This window comes from Bacillus sp. CR71, assembly GCF_003429245.1.
Taxonomy (GTDB): domain Bacteria; phylum Bacillota; class Bacilli; order Bacillales; family Bacillaceae_G; genus Bacillus_A; species Bacillus_A thuringiensis_S.
The window spans coordinates 5,224,400-5,241,465 of sequence record NZ_CP031748.1 but is presented as its reverse complement, the minus strand read 5'-3'; the positions used below and the strand labels follow the sequence as shown (position 1 = coordinate 5,241,465).

Here is a 17,066-nt window from a genome sequence, read left to right as displayed (position 1 = left end):
AATGACAAACATTCAAAAACGTTTTTATAAAGGCCACGTAGCATTAAATGTATTAGCAAACAATATAGAAAATGCAAAAGATATTTTTGAAGCAGCAGAAGGTTATGTAGTAGTGGGAGTGTTATCAAAAGACTACCCAACAGTAGAAGAAGCTGTTACAGCTATGAAAGCATACGGAAAAGAAATTGATGACGCTGTATCAATCGGACTAGGCGCAGGAGATAATCGCCAAGCAGCAGTTGTAGCTGAAATTGCGAAGCATTATCCTGGTAGCCATATTAACCAAGTGTTCCCTTCAGTTGGAGCAACGCGAGCAAATCTCGGCGAAAAGGATAGCTGGATTAATAGTTTAGTATCACCAACAGGAAAAGTAGGTTACGTAAATATTTCTACTGGCCCAATTAGTGCGGCTGGAGAAGAAAAAGCAATCGTTCCAATTAAAACAGCGATCGCACTTGTACGTGATATGGGCGGAAATTCATTGAAATACTTCCCGATGAAAGGGCTAGCTCACGAAGAAGAATATCGCGCAGTTGCGAAAGCTTGTGCAGAAGAAGGATTCGCATTAGAGCCAACAGGTGGAATTGATAAAGAAAACTTTGAAACAATTGTACGTATTGCGCTTGAGGCAAATGTAGAGCAAGTTATCCCGCACGTATACTCTTCTATTATTGATAAAGAAACTGGTAATACGAAAGTAGAAGATGTTCGTGAATTATTAGCAGTCGTGAAAAAGCTAGTTGATCAATATGCGTAAGAAAATTGCAGCGTTCGGCGAAGTAATGATGCGCCTGCAAGTACCTGGATATGAATTGTTGTCGCAAGCTAACACGTTAAATTACTCATTTTCAGGTACAGGTGTGAACGTTGTAGCGGCACTTTCTCACTTAGGGCATGAAGGGCTTCTTATTTCAACTTTACCGGAAAATTCGGTTGGAGATGCAGCTGTATCTTACATTCAAAAGTTAGGGATTCAAACTTCTCTTGTTTCAAGAGGTGGTAAATATGTAGGTATGTATTTTTTAGAAAATGGATTCGGTGCACGTGCAAGCCGCGTTACATATTCGAATCGATTAGAAAGTAGCTTCAATACGGCATGTGAAGAAATGTATCAATTTGAAGGAATCGCAAAGGAAATTGATATCGTTCATTTTTGCGGTATTACACTTGCGATGAATGATACTGTGCGTCATCATATGAAATCTTTAGCGAGAGCAGTTAAAGAAAACGGAGGAACCGTCGTTTTTGATTGTAATTATCGTCCCTCACTTTGGGGAGAAGACGGATATGAACAGGCAAAACCGCATTATGAAGAAATGCTAGGGCTTGCTAATATCGTTATGATGAATGAAAAAGATGCGATGTTCGTTCTTGGGATGAAAACAGAAGAGATGGAGCGTGAGGCGCAGCTGCTGGATCTCATTCCAAAGGTAGCTGAAACGTATCATATTGCTACAATCGCTGGTACTCATCGCTCTATTAACAGTGATAATACACATTCGCTTCGCGGGTTTATATGTAAAGATGGATCGTTCACTTTTGCAAAAACACTTACGTTTTCTGTATATGATAGAATAGGTGCTGGAGATGCTTATACGAGCGGAATTATTCATGGCGAGATAAAAGAGTTCGCACCAGAGAAAGCTGTTTCATTTGCGTCAGCAGCTGGAATGCTAGCACATACAATCGTCGGTGATACGCCAATGTCATCAGAGAAAGATATACTTCGGGCAATGACGGCATCAGTAGGTGATGTAGAAAGGTAGTGGGTGTAACAGTGAACGTAACGAGGAAAAAAGGACCATTATATTTACAAATAAAAAATATTATTCGTGATCGCATATTACATGGTGTATATGCGATTCATACGAATATTCCTTCAGAACCGCAATTAGAGGAAGAGTTCAAAGTTAGCAAGATTACAGTACGAAATGCCATTAAAGAACTCGCTCAAGAAGGATACTTGGAAAAAAAAAGCGGTAAAGGAACGAAAGTAATTCGTAATACTTCGGCGACAAAGTTGTCAAAGGGTAAGAAATTTACAGAAGTGTTAGTGGAAGAAGGATATAAAGTACAGAAGAAATTGCTAAAAGCAGAAGTCGTACATAATGAGGAAGGAACAGTGCCATTTCGATTATTCGGGAAAGAGAGTTTCCGTATCGAACGTTTATATACGTTAAATGATACACCGTACATTCATTATACGCACTATTTCTCAGCACACATGGCAAGTACAGATTTATCGGACTTTGATTTACAATCGCTTTATGATTTAGTTGAAGACCGAGGTATACATTTAGAAAACTTCAGAGATGAATTCGCTGTTGGGCTTGCGCCTAGCTTCGTTGCAGAAGCGCTAGGTGAAAAAGAGGGGACAGCGTTATTAAAACGTATGCGCTATTCTTATGATGAAGTTGGCGAAGTAATTGAATATAGCGAAGGCTACTACAATACAGAAATGCAGCATTATGTAGTGAATTATGACGTATAAAAAGAGGGGATGTTCCCTCTTTTTTTATAAAGTAAAACTTTAATTAGTGGAGGAGGGCATCACCCACTAATTATTAGCCCGCACCAATCGGGATAAAAGTAAGGAGAATGAGAGATGGATATATACTTATTAATCGTCACGTTACTTGCGATCACAATTGTTATTTTAGGGGTATCATGGTGGAAATGGCATGCATTTATTAGTTTAACAGTTGCGAGTTTGTTTTTAGCTATTATGTCTGGACTGAACTTAACGAAAATAGTGGCTGCCTATGAAACTGGTGTTGGTAGTGTACTAGGACATTTAGTTGGTATTTTGGCACTTGGAACTATATTAGGGAAAATGATGTCTGATTCAGGGGCAGGCATGCAAGTTGCAGATTTCTTTATTCGATTTTTCGGCGTAAAAAAATTACCTTGGGCTATGTTATTTGCAGGGTTTGTTATAGGGATTCCTGTCTTTTTTGAAGTAGGGATCGTCATTTTATTACCACTTGTTATTTCCATTCGAAAAACGACGAAGCAAAATATATTATTAATTGCGTTACCTGTTATTGCGGGATTATCTATCGTACATGGGCTAGTACCACCACATCCAGGTGCCATGACAGCAATCGGTATTTATAACGCGAACTTAGGAAAGGTACTTTTATATTCATTACTTATCGCGTTACCAACGGCTATTATAGCAGGGCCAATATTTGCAAAGTGGGTACATAAGAGGGTTATACCGGAAAATGAACCGGAGCTTGTTCGAGTTACGACAGTATCAACTGATTTGCCAAGTCGTAAAGTATCATTCTTTATTATTTTATTACCAGTTGTATTGATGATTTTATCAGTAGTTGCACCATATATTTCATTACCGAAAAAGTTAACTGAATTTTTTGTTTTTATAGGGAGTCCAGTAATCGCTTTACTTATTTCATGTTTCGCAGCATTTTATTTACTTGGAATAAGACAAGGAATTAATAAAAAGATAATTAAAAAATTAACGGATGAAAGTTTATTACCGGTCGGCTCCATTATCTTAATTATTGGTGCAGGCGGTGGATTTAAACAAATATTAATTGAAAGCGGCGTTGGAACGGCTATTGCACAAATGGCAGAACATATTTCGTTATCACCAATTGTATTAGCTTTCATGGTAGCTGGATTAATTCGAATTGCAACAGGTTCAGCGACAGTCGCACTAGCGACAGCAGCAGGAATTGTTTCACCGGTTATTCAGCACATGTCTGGTGTGAATTTAGAGCTTCTCGTTATTGCAACCGGTGCAGGTTCATTAATGTTTTCTCACGTAAATGATGCAGGCTTCTGGCTTGTAAAAGAGTATTTAGGATTAACGGTGAAGGAAACATTTAAAACGTGGACGGTGCTGGAAACATTGTTGTCATTTATTGCATTCGGTTTTGCCCTTTTGTTGAATATGTTTCTTTAAAAGATACCTGAATAGGTATCTTTTTTTTGATTAAGCCCAATTGCTAAAACAAGCCCGTTTTTAGGTAAGCCAAGCTTCCTATTCGCCCTGAAAACATAATATAAATGGAATCCCCTCATTTAGAACAAGAGGAACTTGTTATGAATGATACTAAAGGAGGAATAGGGTAATGAGCGAAAAGTGTGAACACAGACATGATGATTGTAACCGCAGAAATGGTTGCGGAGGCGGTTTTGCGCTTCTAATCGTATTGTTTATTTTATTAATTATCATCGGTGCTAGCTGCTTCGGCGGAGGCGGCTCTTGTGGATACGGTGGTTACGGCGGTTATGCTGGCGGCTATGGTGGATATTGCTGCTAATTAAAAACTATTGAAAATGGCCTTGTGCAATACGCACAAGGCCATTTTATTCATATTTTTATATGCTGTGATAATTTATTAATGTACAGAGAACGGATTAAGAAGAAGAAAATGATCTCGATAATCCCGAAAAAGGTGAGTACGATACATGTCTCTTTTAGTAAGGAGAAAGAAAACATGCTTTGTAAAAACTTAACCGCAAATAACGTGTGAACACCAGCAACGATGTAAGGAACAAAAAATAAAATTCCTAATTGAATGGTTGCAGAGCGAAACATTTCTAATTCAGTTAAGCCAAGTTTTGTAATCGTAATATACTTTTGTCTTTCAGTTGTTAAGTCATTATACATACGGAAATATAAGACACTAGCCGCACCGATAAAGAAGATAAAACCAAGAAATGCCCAAATAAAGAATTGAGCAACTGCATTTCCTTTACCGTAAATGAGTTCATCCGTAGCCGTATGTATGAAGAAAGGAACTTGAGCGTTCTCTTCTGTATGCTTTTTGTAGAACTCACGTGCATCACCACTAATAACACGTAACATATTTTTGGTTGGAACTATTGCATTTTCCCAGTTTTCTACGAAGTAGTTATAGATTACGGTTGTCTCAATATGAGGAATCATATTATCAAATACATAATCTTGTACGACAGCTAAATGTGGGAATGCAAAGGATGGTTCGATTCCCTTATTAATAAACCCTTTAATATGAAATTCTTTTTTATTAGACCCGAGTGTAATCGTATTTTGCTTTGCAAATGGATTAGATACGAGATCGAGAAGTTCTGGTGAGTGCCGAGAAATAATATAAACTTCTGTAGAATCGATTGTTATTTCCGGTCTTTTCAATTGTTTAGCAATTGCGTTATAATCACTCATCTTCATAAGCATAATATCTTCTTTGGAAGCTGTATCTTTTAATACTGTAAACTTATATTTTTTGTACTGAAAATTACTAGTTGTAAGCTCCGTTTCAATTGTAGAAATATGCTTTTGTTCAAGGGAATTGTCACCTTCTGATGTATAAGTGAAGGGGACGGGATATCGCTCTAGTACTGATGCCTTCGTATTGTTATTAGCGGCGAATAACCCAATAATAATTGTAAATGCAAGTGCAGATAGCATAGAAACGATAAAGAGTACGTTAATATTACTACGGGTACGAGCAACTAAGTCCGAAATCCATAACATATTTATTTGTTTCAAATAAAACTTTCTACGCTTCTTTAAAATATAGATAAAAAGAAGAAATGTTTGTGAAAAGAATAAATATGTCCCGACTACTACGAGCGGTAAAATAGATAACATAATAAAAAAGACAGATCCATTTTGCACATTTTTTTCCGTTACGTAGCCTCGCGGATAACCAGCGATATAATAGCATAGCCCTAAACAAATTAAAGCAAATAAAGAGATGAGTATAGATGGTCTTTTTTCAGCTGGTATTTTCTTGTTCCCTTTAATAAGGTGGGCTGTTTTTCGAGTACGAATAAACATTGGTGTAAACGTAGAAACGATTAAAAATAAAATGATAAACGTTACGGTTGTCACGATAATCGCTTCTGTTGGCCAATATAAATAGAGACCTTTAGCACTTGTTAATTTCGAAGTGACTAATAAGAAAAAGTTAGAAAATACAAGGCCACCTTGAATGCCGATAAAGATAGATAATATCCCGATTATCATATTTTCAGTAAATAACAGTCTTTTTAATTGTCGCTGTGAGATACCGAGAATTGTGAGTATCCCGAATTGCTGCTTCCGTACATTTAAAAATGTTCCAATTGAATATAAGAGAAAGAAGAACGAGAACATAACAATCACAAGCTGTGCTGTACTAGCTAAGTTCATTAGAGGATCACGTTCTTGAAAGTTTTGTACACTCTGTAACCGCGGGTGATACGCGTATACAGTAAATGAAAAGAAAACCATGATAGAAAAGGCACTACTGACAAAGTAGGCGAAATATGCTTTCGAATTACGCGAGACATTTTTAAATGCGAATTGCCAAAATGTCATCCACGTCTTCCTCCTAATAACGCTAGAACATCTAATATTTCTTGATAAAATTTCTCGCGATATAATCCGCGGTGTAGTTCGTTGTAAAGCTCGCCATCTTTAATGAAAATGACGCGGTTACAATAACTTGCTGCAAACGGATCGTGCGTAACCATTAAAATCGTTGCATCTTCTTCTTTATTTAATTTCGTAAATAGCTCCATTACGTCAATTGCTGCTTTTGAATCTAAGTTCCCTGTTGGTTCATCAGCAAGTAGAAGTGAGGGATGATGGATAACAGCACGTGCTACTGCGGTACGCTGTGCTTGTCCTCCAGAAACTTCAAAAATACGTTTGTCCAAAATATGATCAATTCCAAGCTTTTTTGAAATGTTATCAAGCTTTTCATCCATTTCTTTTAACGGAACATTATCTAATGTTAAAGGTAGTACGATATTTTCACCGATTGTTAGTGTATCTAGTAGATTAAAATTTTGGAAAACAAATCCTAACTCTTGGCGGCGGAAAATGGCTAACTTCTCTCTACGAAATGTGTGCGGTTTTTTTCCATTAATAACGACATCACCAGAAGTAGGGGAATCAATTGTAGAAATAACGTTTAAAAACGTAGATTTACCGCTACCAGATGGCCCCATGATAGCAACAAATTCACCTTTATCTACGTGTAAATTTATATTTTTTAAAGCGGTATGAGGTACTTTTCCCTCATACACTTTTGAGACGTTTTTTATGTGTAATACTTCTTCCATAATAATCACCTTTCTATTCTCTAAAACTTAATGTGTTGTGATAATTTTTGCATATAGAAGGAACGAATTAAAAGGAAAAATAGAATTTCAACCGTTCCAAAAATCATAAGTACGACTGTAATCTCAGCGAAAAACGAGAGATGTAATATTTCTTGTAGCATCTTTGTCGCAAACATCGTATGGATCGATGACATAATGTAAGGCACGAAGAAAAGAATCGCAAGCTGAATTGTCGCTGAACGTTTCATTTCAGTCTCAGTTAAGCCAATTTTCGTAATCGTTATATATTTTTCTTGCTCATTTGTTAAATCTGTATACATTCGGAAGTAAAGAACACTGCCAGCACCGATAAAGAAAATAACCCCTAGGAAAGTACCAATTAAGAAGAACGAAGCGACATTTAGTTTTGTTTTATATAGAGAATCGCTCGCTTCACTTGCATGGAACGGTGGATGCTCTGCTTGAATCGCTGCATTGTCGTTATCGATTTTTGTTATAAACGCTGAACCGATATTATGTGCTTTCTCCCAATCTGTAACCTTGAAGTTATATACACTCATTTGTTTGGAAACGGTGGATAAGGCTTCTACATTTTCATCAGATAGTATGAGTACTTGGTATATTAAGCTGTTTGGGAATGGGTTATAACTTTTATATTCTTTCACTTGTAGTTGTAAATTGTTTTGAGTAAGTGTAAGAGTATTTTTCTTGTCTTTATTGTGAAGTGTTCCAATAACTTGATCATCTAAGTCTTTCATAAGGATATAAGATTCATTCTTATTCACCGTGAGTTTTTCCCAATTTAACGCCTTAGCGAGTACATTATAGTCACTTTGTTTAATTGCGTAATAGAGCTGTGTGTTATCTTCAGCTGAAGATACTTCATATATATCTGTTTTAAATTTTGTATAAGTAAAGTGCTCTTCATTAAATTTCTGCTCTAACCAGTTTAAATGTTCATCAGCTAATGTATTTTCAGTATGTGATAAATAAGTAAACGGGAAAGGGTTTTGTCTAATCGCATCAAACTTTGTAAATTTCCCGAATCCATATAAGAATGTAATCATTGTAAAAGCGAGCGTCGATAGCATCGCCACAATAAAGAGCATATTAATATTCGTACGAATGCGTGATGCTAAATCAGAAATCCAAAGCATATTAATTCGTTTCATATAAAACGTTCTTCGCATTTTTAAAATACGAATAAGTAAAAAACTAATTTGTGAAAAGAAAAAGTATGTTCCAGCTGCAATAAGCGATGGGATGACAAATATACTAGAGATGGCATATAAAAGCCCAATGATGTCACCTAGCGACATAAAATACAGCGGATTTGCGGCTAACGCATATCCACATATTAAACACATCGCACCAAATAGAGAGATGAGAACGGATGCTTTTCTTTCTTTTTGTTTTGTTCCTTCTTTTAAAAGACGTACGGCTTTTCTCGTACGAATGAGCATGGGTGTAAAAGATGATACGAGAATGAAGAGCCCAAGAAAGATGATGATAGTTAAAACGATAGCACTTGTAGGCGGATATAAATATAAACCAGGTACGTGTGTAATTTTGGCGGTAACTAATAAAAAGAACTGTGAAAAGACGACTCCAAGTTGAATGCCAAAAAATATAGAAAGAGCACCAATTAACATATTTTCTATAAATATGAGTCGTTTTAATTGTTTTTGAGATATGCCAAGTACTGTTAAAATCCCGAACTGTTTTTTTCGTACTTTTAAAAACGTACCGATTGAATACAGTAAAAAGAAAAATGAAAAGAACACAATGACAACTTCTGAAATTGTCATTAATATGTTCAGAGAATAATTCACGTCTGTCATATGCAATTTAGGATGAAATAAATAAACTGCAAATGAGAAAAAGATTGCGATGGAGAACGCACTGCTTACAAAATAGGCGAAATAAGCTCTGGCGTTCCGCGTCACGTTTTTAAATGCAAACTGCCAAAATGTCATTCACCTAGCCTCCTAATGGGGTGAAGATGAGAAGAGCATAAGAAATACTCTTTTCATCAAGTTTGTTTTAAATATTTTGTCCACTCGTGTACTGTGATAATTTTTGCATATAAAGTGAACGAATAAATAAGAAAAATACGATTTCAACGAATCCAAAAATAATAAGAACGGCTGAAACTTCTTTGAACAGAGATAAACCAATTACATCTTGTAGCATTTTTGTTGCGAACATTGTATGAATGGATGCCATAATGTACGGAATGAAAAATAAAATACTAAGTTGAATGGTTGCAGATCGTTTCATCTCTGTATCTGTTACACCGATTTTAGAAATCGTTATATATTTCTCTTGTTCGTTCGTCAAATCCGTATACATTCTAAAGTAAAGAACGCTACCAGCTCCAATGAAGAAGATAACTCCTAAAAATGTCCCGATTAAGAAGAATGCGGCACTACCAGATGTTATTTTGTATAACGATCCTGCTGATTCAAAGGATCGAATAAGAGGTCCTTCATACTGGGATTTATTTCGATCTTTTTGCACCTTTTCTATAAAATTATCAGCAATTTCATATGTCTGTTCCCAGTTTTGAATTTTGTAATTGTATGCTGATATATGTTTTACGGTGTTAGGTAAGTTATTTACGATAATATCAGGCAACACTATCGTTTGATATGAAAAGTCAGATGGGATTGCGTTTACATGCTCATAGCCTTTCACTCGTAATTTCGTATTTGTACTAGAGAGTGTAATGTAATCTCTTTTGTAGCTTTGCTCAAATTCGTTGAATATGGTGATATAAGATGTCCCTGTTAGCACATATGCTTCGTTATCATCCATAAATAGTTGTTTCATTCGTAAAGAATCTGCAAGTTTGTTATAGTCACTTTGCTTAATTGCGTATACGTCATTATAAATGGCTATATCTTTATCTTCTTTTAGTGGTGTTTCATATATATCAGCTTCTATTTTTTGATAAGGGAAATGCTCTTTTTGTAATTGTTGCTCAAGCCAATTTAAATGCTCTGTAACAAAAGGGTTCGCATCATAAGAAAAATAAGAAATTGGGAAAGGAGAAGTTCTATTAACTTCTAGCTTAATAAATTTCCCGAATCCATATAGAAACGTAATCATTGTGAAAGCGATCGTAGATAGCATCGCTACAATAAAAAGCATATTAATATTCGTTCGAATACGGCTCGCTAAATCCGAAATCCAAAGCATATTAATCCGTTTCATATAAAACTTCCTTCTTTTCTTTAAAATATAAATCAGTAAGAAACTAATTTGTGAAAAGAAGAAATATGTTCCGATTGTAACAAGCATTGGGATAACGAAAATACTTGAAACCATATATATAACACCGATTTGCGGGCTTACTGATACGAAATATTTAGGATTTCCAGCTAACGCATAACCACCAAATAAACAAATCGCACCAAATAATGAAACAAGTATGGATGGTTTTCTTTCTTTTTGTTTTCCACCATTTGTTTTTAAAAGGTGTACCGCTTTTTTTGTACGAATAAGCATTGGTGTGAATGCAGATACAATGATAAAAAGACTAAGGAAAACAATGGTTGTTAAAATAAACGCGTTAGTAGGACCGTATAAATATATTCCTGGAACATGCGTAAGTTTGGATGTTACTAATAAAAAAAATTGAGAAAAAACAACTCCAAACTGCATGCCGAAAAATATAGATAAAATCCCGATTAACATATTCTCCATAAAAACAAGACGATGTAATTGTTTTCTCGATATCCCTAAAATGGTCAAAACACCAAATTGTTTTTTTCTAACTTTTAAAAAAGTACCAATGGAATATAGTAAAAAGAAGAAAGAGAAAAATACAATTACTACTTCTGAAAATATCATTAATCCTGAAATTTCAGAGGTCATGCTAAAATTTTGTAATTTCGGATGAAACAAATAAACAGCAAATGAAAAGAACACAGCAATGGAAAAGGAACTACTTACAAAGTAAGCAAAATAAGCTCTTGAATTACGCGTTACATTTTTAAATGCAAATTGCCAAAATGTCATAGATTATACCTCCGGCTAGAAGATATAGAAGTAGTTGTATTGCAAAAAATGTATGAGATTGAGTTCTCATACATTTTGCTTGCATATGTTACGATCATGCTTCGGTCACCTTCTCCGTATGTTCTGCTTGATTATTTGCAGCGTTGTGGAAGATGATTTTAATCGTCGTTCCTTTACCAACTTCAGAATCTAGTTTGACAGAGTGACCTAAATAATCACAAATTTTACTTACAATATAAAGTCCCATACCAGTAGATTCTCCGAATGCGCGACCGTTTTTCCCAGTGTAAAACGGTTCAAATACTCTTCGAATATCTTCTTGCGGAATACCAACACCTTCATCACGAACTTCTAAAATAATATCTTTTCCGTTTCGATAAGCAGATAAGAAAACTTTCTTTCCGCGTTCACCAGAGTAACGAACAGCATTTGTCATTAACTGATAGATGATAAATTTTAGCCATTTCGCATCAGAAGCAACTTTTAAATCAGAATGGACTTCTAAAACAGGGAAGACACCATTACGAATGAATAGTTCTTTTAATCCGTTAATATTTTTTGTTACCGTATCTTTTAATGAAATCGTCTCGACATGGAAATCTTCATGGAAGTTATTTAACCTAGCCATGTATAAAGCCATATCAAGCCCTTGGTTTAGACGCTCTAATTCTTTTTTAAACTTTGGAATTAAATGCTCGTCTTCCATTTCTAGCACCATAAGCTGCATAACAGAAACAGGTGTCTTCATTTGATGTACCCAATGGTTAATAAATAATTGATGTTCTTGTTGTTTTACTTCATACGATTGTAGTTCTTTTTGGAAGAGGCGGTACTGCGTACGCACGAGTTCATTGACACCGTGAGGCATCGGAGCAGTCGCTCTTTCAATAAACGCATCTTCCATTTTTTCTGGTTGCTCACTTAATCTATGGTACATTCTACGATTGCGAACGTAACGATAAGCGAGGAAACAAATAAATAAGTATAAACTTAAAACAACGAAGTAAAATTTATTGTTTTGAAATCCATCTACTGCATCATAAAGAACGAAGATGATACCGAAGTTTAATACGTACAGTAGGAAAAATGCAAAATGATCACGTAAAAATAGCTTCATGCTTATTCACTCCAAGTTGCGTTAAAGCGATATCCAAGTCCACGTACTGTTTCAATAGAGTTCTCAATACCAAGCTCATTAAACTTTTTACGAAGACGCGTAATGTTTACGTTCAATGTATTTTCCTCAACGAAACTTTCATCATCCCAAAGCGCAGCTAATAAATCTTCACGGCTCGCTGTACGAGGGAATTTTGATAATAACATTTCTGCTAAAATAGCTTCTTTCTTCGTTAAAAGAACTTGTTCAGATCCAAAATGAATTTCTGGACGTTCTGGAAATAGTTTTAACCCTTCTACTTCAACGATACGTTCAGAAATATTTGGTGCATAATCACCGTAAATACGGCGTAATTGTCCTTTGATTTTCGCCATTACAACGTCGTAGTGGAACGGCTTTGTAATGTAATCATCCGCACCGCTTTCAATCGCCATAATTTGTTCCATCTCACCAGCACGCGCTGAAATGAAAATAATTGGACAAGTAGATTCATGACGAATTTGACGGCACCAGTAGAAACCATCGAATTTCGGTAAGTTTACATCAAGTAAAACAAGATGTGGTTTCACAGCGTTAAACGATTCCATAATATCATCGAAATTCTCCGCTACAACAGCCTCATAACCGTACTTCTGAATGTGAGATTGCAGTAATGATGAAATATTTGGATCGTCTTCAACGATTAAAATTTTATACATATGTATATTCCTCCTCAAAAAAAACAATTGTAGCTATAGTGTATCATGTGTTTCAAGTCTTTTCATTATGTTGAAAGATAAGCTAGTAAACAGTATAGGTTAAAAGTTAGAAAAGTAAAAAGTATTATAGGAATAATTCAATATATTTTCCTTTTAAATATATGAATGAATAAAAAGTATTATATTTTTTATGAAATTTGGAACTTTATTTTGCTTACCGTCCAATATATAGTGAGAACATCGTTAAGGAGGGGGCACTACTTGGCAAGTAATGAAGATATACATATTTGGATAGAGCGTTTACTAAAAGGTGACGAGGAGGCTTTTGAATTTATATTTAACTTAACGAGTCAGAGAGTCTATGAAACCGTCTTTGCTATAGTTAAAAATCGGCATGATACAAATGAAATCGTAAATGAAATCTACTTTCAACTTTGGAAATCTATTTCAACATATGATCAATCTAGACCGTTTCTATTTTGGTTGAATGGAATTGTTTACAAACAGATTAGTCAATGGAGAAAACACATATGGAAGAGGCTGCGCTTATTTGAAAAACAACAACTAAGTGATGAGACAGTTGTAGAAGTTCCAGAAAAAGTATTATTAAGAAAAGAAACAGAAGAGCTGCTTTCCTTTTTAACCTGCGTAATCTTTAGATTTTATTCAATATAGAGTAATTGGCGTAGGGTACAAAATAAAAAGGGGCGTATAGATGATTGACAATTAACTAAAATCATTTTAACATTTAGATAAATATCTAAATGTCTAATTAATGAGGGGAAGAAAGACATTGAATCAAGCATTCAAAGCATTAGCAGATCCAACAAGGCGAAAAATTTTAGATTTATTAAAAGAAGGCGATCTAACCGCTGGTGAGATCGCTGAACATTTCAATATGACAAAACCAAGTATTTCACACCACTTAAACGCACTTAAAAATGCTGAACTTATTCAAGATGAAAAGAAAGGGCAATTCGTTGTGTACTCTTTAAACACAACGGTCTTTCAAGATTTGTTGACTTGGGTGTTTACATTTACGAATAAGGGGGAAGAGGGGAAATGAAAAAACATCTTTTTGCAATCTTATTAATCGTTATAACTTGTTTAGCTTGGGCGTTTGCTTGGCCGCATTTGCCGGATACAATTGCGACACATTGGAGCGGCGGTAAGGTAGATGGCTATTCGTCTAAATTTTATGGAATGGTTTCTATGGTCGGAATTATGATTGCATTATATATATTTCTAAATGTGATACCAAAGATTGATCCAAGGAAAGCAAATTACGAGAAATTTTCTAAAGCCTTTATGATGATGAATAATGGGGTACTATTGCTACTATTTGTAGGAAATATAGATATTATTACAAGTGGATTAGGATATAACTTATTCATTAATCGGGTGCCTGAATTATTAGTTGGTGTTTTATTTTTAGTAATGGGTAATTATTTACCACAGTGTAAGCCAAACTTTTTTGTCGGGATGCGTAATCCATGGACGTTAAGTAATGAAGAAGTATGGCGGAAAACACATCGGTTTAGCGGAAAAGTATTTGTGGCGTTAGGAGTTATTATGATTATAAGTGTTTTCGCTCCGGCTGATTGGAGAACTTATATAATGCTTGGGATTATAGTAGTTGCTGTCATTATAACGAATTTATATTCTTACGTTTTGTATAAAAAAGAAATACAAATGTGAGTTATATTAGTCAAATTTTATATTTATAGTTTCTATGTGTTAAGGGATTTTAATACTCAGTGGGAATAATGAAAAGCTCACTGAGTAAATTTTTCGTTTTAAGGTCTGAAAATTCAATCGAAAAGGTGATTTGGGGGGGATTTACATGTTAGAAATTATAAATTTTAGCAAGACATATAAAGACGGTAAGAAAGCAGTTGATCATTTGAATATTGCTGTTAAAGCAGGGGATATCTTTGGATTTATTGGACATAACGGTGCGGGGAAAAGTACAACAATTAAGTCGTTAGTAGGAGTTATAGATTTTGAAGAGGGTGAAATTTTTATTGATGGACATTCAGTAAAAAAGGATCCGATTGCATGTAAGAGAGTAATGGCGTATATTCCTGATAATCCAGATTTATATGAGCAATTAACAGGAATTCAATATTTGAACTTTGTTGCGGATGTGTTTAAAGTGCCTGCGAGGGATCGGGAAGAACAGATACAGAAGTATGGGGATGCTTTTGAGATTACACCGTACTTAGGGGACTTAATATCTTCTTATTCACACGGTATGAAACAAAAAGTAGCGATTATATCGGCGGTTTTACATAAACCAAAATTATTAGTTTTAGATGAACCTTTCGTTGGTCTTGATCCAAAGGCAGCCGTAGTATTGAAAGGTATTATGAAAGAGCTTTGTGAAAAAGGAAGTGCGATTTTCTTTTCTACGCACGTTTTAGATGTAGCTGAGAAGTTATGTAATAAAGTAGCGATGATTAATAGAGGGAAATTAGCACTTTCAGGAGAAGTAAATTCTTTAATTAAGGAAGGCTCATTGGAAGAGCTCTTTATGAAGGAGCTTGCTAATGAATACTAATAGTTTAGGTCTTTTGAAAATTCGGTTGATAACGCAGCTCGGTTTAAACACCTTTAAATACGAAAAAGATAAGAAAAAGAAGCAGAATAAGATTTTGCTGACAGCATCTATTGCTCTAGTTGGTGTCATGTTAATGTTATATTGCGGAGCTTCGGCATATGGGTTGGTAAAACTAGGAATGAGTGAAATTATTCCCGTCTATGCACTAGTTATTAGCAGTATATTAACGTTGTTTTTCACTATATTTAAGGCAAATGGAGAAATTTTTGCTTTTAAGGATTACGACTTTTTAATGTCATTGCCGATTCGCGTAAGTACTGTTATTGCAAGTAGATTTTTGTATTTATACCTGCTGAATACAATCTTTTCAATCATAATCATGCTACCAATGGGAGTTGTGTATTGTATACATGAAAATCCATCAGTTTCTTTTTACTTTATGTGGTTCATCAGTATGTTTATCGCATCTTTAATCCCAACAACAATCGCAGCAATCTTTGGAGCTTCGATTACGGCAATCGCTTCTAAATTTAAAAATACGAATAAAATAAATACGATTTTAAGTTTTATAGTAATTATTACATTCGGTTCCTTTATGCTAAAAAACGGAAATGCTCAATATAACCTTAATGATATGAACGGAATTGGTGCAATTGTTTCGGAGCAATTAACTAAAGTGTATCCATTAGCTAACATGTTTCAAAAAGCAATTGTTAATGCTGATATGGTAGCTTTCATCTTATTTGTGGGGATATCAGTGATTTGGTATTATCTTTTTATAAAAATACTTTCGTTAAAATATAAGCAAATAAACACAGGGATCACCACTTATCATATGCTTTCAAATTATGAGATTAATAGCATGAAAAAAGAGAGTGTATTGGTCGCATTGTATAAAAAAGAGCTGACACGTTTCTTCTCTTCTACAGTGTATGTTATAAATAGTGGAATGGGAGTCGTGATGGCGCTAGCTTTCTCGCTAGCTATAGTTGTAGTAGGACCAAGCCAATTAATAGCGTATCCTGGAATTGAGCCCCTGTTGCAAAAAATTGCCCCATTCGCTATTGCAGCAGCGATTTCGATGACATGTACAACATGTGTGTCATTGTCTTTAGAAGGAAAAAATGTATGGATTATTAAATCATTGCCTATAGCGCCAAAGGTGATTTATGATAGTAAAATTCTTATGAATCTTTCATTGAGTATACCTGCATCACTTATTAGTGCTGTATTACTAATAATCGGGTTAAAGCTAGATGTTTGGAGTTCTCTTTTTCATCGTCATAACACCGATAATATATTCATTATTTTCAGCAGTATGGGGGATTTTCATTAATAATCGATTTGGTTATTATGATTGGATATCAGAAACTCAAGTAGTAAAACAAAGTATAGGATCGTTTGTTGGTATGTTTGGCGGCTTAATTGTGGCGGTTATACCTGCCTTGTTAATTGGTACTGCTACTATCTCGAACTACAGAGTATTTACTTTTGCAGTTATTATAGTGCTTACGATTATTACTATTTTCTTGTATAAGAACGAGTCGAGAAGAAGTATAAAATAAAGGAGCTGCTTTTCCTTTAAAAAGGAAGAGTAGCTTCT

General features: G+C 35.0%; 15 protein-coding genes and 1 pseudogene. 10 read left to right on the top strand and 6 right to left on the bottom strand.

Going from position 1 to position 17,066, the window contains the following annotated elements; all coding sequences use genetic code 11:
- Position 1 precedes the first annotated feature (1 nt).
- The 5 genes from DOS87_RS26480 to DOS87_RS26460 all read left to right on the top strand — a co-directional run bounded on the left by DOS87_RS26480 (position 2) and on the right by DOS87_RS26460 (position 4,292).
- Positions 2–757 carry a 2-dehydro-3-deoxy-phosphogluconate aldolase gene (locus DOS87_RS26480; RefSeq protein ID WP_000181897.1) on the top strand — a complete coding sequence of 252 codons (756 nt, stop codon included), beginning with the start codon at positions 2–4 and terminating at the stop codon, positions 755–757.
- Positions 750–1,766, top strand: coding sequence for a sugar kinase (locus DOS87_RS26475; protein WP_098578157.1), 1,017 nt, complete (start codon positions 750–752; stop codon positions 1,764–1,766). Before DOS87_RS26480 ends, DOS87_RS26475 begins: the two co-directional genes overlap by 8 nt.
- Positions 1,766–2,491: a GntR family transcriptional regulator gene (locus tag DOS87_RS26470; RefSeq protein ID WP_000539293.1), complete on the top strand. Its 726-nt coding sequence runs from the start codon at positions 1,766–1,768 to the stop codon at positions 2,489–2,491. The genes DOS87_RS26475 and DOS87_RS26470 overlap by 1 nt, the downstream gene beginning before the upstream one ends.
- Positions 2,492–2,605: 114 nt before the next feature.
- Positions 2,606–3,931: a GntP family permease gene (gntP, locus tag DOS87_RS26465; RefSeq protein WP_208730145.1), complete on the top strand. Its 1,326-nt coding sequence runs from the start codon at positions 2,606–2,608 to the stop codon at positions 3,929–3,931.
- Between the two features lie 169 nt (positions 3,932–4,100).
- Positions 4,101–4,292, top strand: a complete 192-nt coding sequence (locus DOS87_RS26460; RefSeq protein WP_001290406.1) for a YjcZ family sporulation protein — start codon at positions 4,101–4,103, stop codon at positions 4,290–4,292.
- 50 nt (positions 4,293–4,342) lie between these two features.
- Here the strand turns inward: DOS87_RS26460 and DOS87_RS26455 are convergent, their stop codons facing one another.
- From DOS87_RS26455 to DOS87_RS26430, 6 genes are all read right to left on the bottom strand, one after another.
- Positions 4,343–6,316 (bottom strand): FtsX-like permease family protein, encoded by a 1,974-nt coding sequence (locus DOS87_RS26455; RefSeq protein ID WP_000144936.1) that lies wholly within the window; start codon positions 6,314–6,316, stop codon positions 4,343–4,345.
- Complete coding sequence (locus DOS87_RS26450; RefSeq protein WP_000393250.1) at positions 6,313–7,065, bottom strand: ABC transporter ATP-binding protein; 753 nt, start codon at positions 7,063–7,065, stop codon at positions 6,313–6,315. The genes DOS87_RS26455 and DOS87_RS26450 overlap by 4 nt, the downstream gene beginning before the upstream one ends.
- 20 nt (positions 7,066–7,085) lie before the next feature.
- Complete coding sequence (locus DOS87_RS26445) at positions 7,086–9,041, bottom strand: FtsX-like permease family protein (protein ID WP_000145001.1); 1,956 nt, start codon at positions 9,039–9,041, stop codon at positions 7,086–7,088.
- Between the two features lie 67 nt (positions 9,042–9,108).
- Positions 9,109–11,088: an ABC transporter permease gene (locus tag DOS87_RS26440; protein ID WP_000145077.1), complete on the bottom strand. Its 1,980-nt coding sequence runs from the start codon at positions 11,086–11,088 to the stop codon at positions 9,109–9,111.
- Positions 11,089–11,182: 94 nt separating this feature from the next.
- Complete coding sequence (locus DOS87_RS26435; RefSeq protein ID WP_000765341.1) at positions 11,183–12,205, bottom strand: sensor histidine kinase; 1,023 nt, start codon at positions 12,203–12,205, stop codon at positions 11,183–11,185.
- Between the two features lie 2 nt (positions 12,206–12,207).
- Positions 12,208–12,903, bottom strand: a complete 696-nt coding sequence (locus tag DOS87_RS26430) for a response regulator transcription factor (RefSeq protein ID WP_000276738.1) — start codon at positions 12,901–12,903, stop codon at positions 12,208–12,210.
- Between the two features lie 261 nt (positions 12,904–13,164).
- Between DOS87_RS26430 and DOS87_RS26425 the strand changes: the two genes are divergently transcribed.
- From DOS87_RS26425 to DOS87_RS26405, 5 genes and pseudogenes are all read left to right on the top strand, one after another.
- Positions 13,165–13,578, top strand: a complete 414-nt coding sequence (locus DOS87_RS26425) for a sigma factor (protein ID WP_000157858.1) — start codon at positions 13,165–13,167, stop codon at positions 13,576–13,578.
- 118 nt (positions 13,579–13,696) lie between these two features.
- Complete coding sequence (locus DOS87_RS26420; protein ID WP_001070526.1) at positions 13,697–13,969, top strand: autorepressor SdpR family transcription factor; 273 nt, start codon at positions 13,697–13,699, stop codon at positions 13,967–13,969.
- Positions 13,966–14,601: an SdpI family protein gene (locus DOS87_RS26415; protein ID WP_000716351.1), complete on the top strand. Its 636-nt coding sequence runs from the start codon at positions 13,966–13,968 to the stop codon at positions 14,599–14,601. Before DOS87_RS26420 ends, DOS87_RS26415 begins: the two co-directional genes overlap by 4 nt.
- A gap of 145 nt (positions 14,602–14,746) precedes the next feature.
- Positions 14,747–15,463, top strand: coding sequence for an ABC transporter ATP-binding protein (locus DOS87_RS26410; RefSeq protein ID WP_000889752.1), 717 nt, complete (start codon positions 14,747–14,749; stop codon positions 15,461–15,463).
- Positions 15,453–17,028, top strand: a pseudogene (locus DOS87_RS26405) (permease). The gene DOS87_RS26410 and the pseudogene DOS87_RS26405 overlap by 11 nt, the downstream one beginning before the upstream one ends.
- Positions 17,029–17,066: the final 38 nt, after the last annotated feature.

Excerpts from the sequence above, each read along its gene's own strand:
- DOS87_RS26435 (WP_000765341.1), bottom strand. The coding sequence starts at position 12,205 with ATGAAGCTATTTTTACGTGATCATTTTGCATTTTTCCTACTGTACGTA.
- DOS87_RS26410 (WP_000889752.1), top strand. The coding sequence starts at position 14,747 with ATGTTAGAAATTATAAATTTTAGCAAGACATATAAAGACGGTAAGAAA.
- DOS87_RS26430 (WP_000276738.1), bottom strand. The coding sequence starts at position 12,903 with ATGTATAAAATTTTAATCGTTGAAGACGATCCAAATATTTCATCATTA.
- DOS87_RS26455 (WP_000144936.1), bottom strand. The coding sequence starts at position 6,316 with ATGACATTTTGGCAATTCGCATTTAAAAATGTCTCGCGTAATTCGAAA.
- gntP (WP_208730145.1), top strand. The coding sequence starts at position 2,606 with ATGGATATATACTTATTAATCGTCACGTTACTTGCGATCACAATTGTT.
- DOS87_RS26450 (WP_000393250.1), bottom strand. The coding sequence starts at position 7,065 with ATGGAAGAAGTATTACACATAAAAAACGTCTCAAAAGTGTATGAGGGA.
- DOS87_RS26460 (WP_001290406.1), top strand. The coding sequence starts at position 4,101 with ATGAGCGAAAAGTGTGAACACAGACATGATGATTGTAACCGCAGAAAT.
- DOS87_RS26475 (WP_098578157.1), top strand. The coding sequence starts at position 750 with ATGCGTAAGAAAATTGCAGCGTTCGGCGAAGTAATGATGCGCCTGCAA.
- DOS87_RS26480 (WP_000181897.1), top strand. The coding sequence starts at position 2 with ATGACAAACATTCAAAAACGTTTTTATAAAGGCCACGTAGCATTAAAT.
- DOS87_RS26440 (WP_000145077.1), bottom strand. The coding sequence starts at position 11,088 with ATGACATTTTGGCAATTTGCATTTAAAAATGTAACGCGTAATTCAAGA.
- DOS87_RS26415 (WP_000716351.1), top strand. The coding sequence starts at position 13,966 with ATGAAAAAACATCTTTTTGCAATCTTATTAATCGTTATAACTTGTTTA.
- DOS87_RS26445 (WP_000145001.1), bottom strand. The coding sequence starts at position 9,041 with ATGACATTTTGGCAGTTTGCATTTAAAAACGTGACGCGGAACGCCAGA.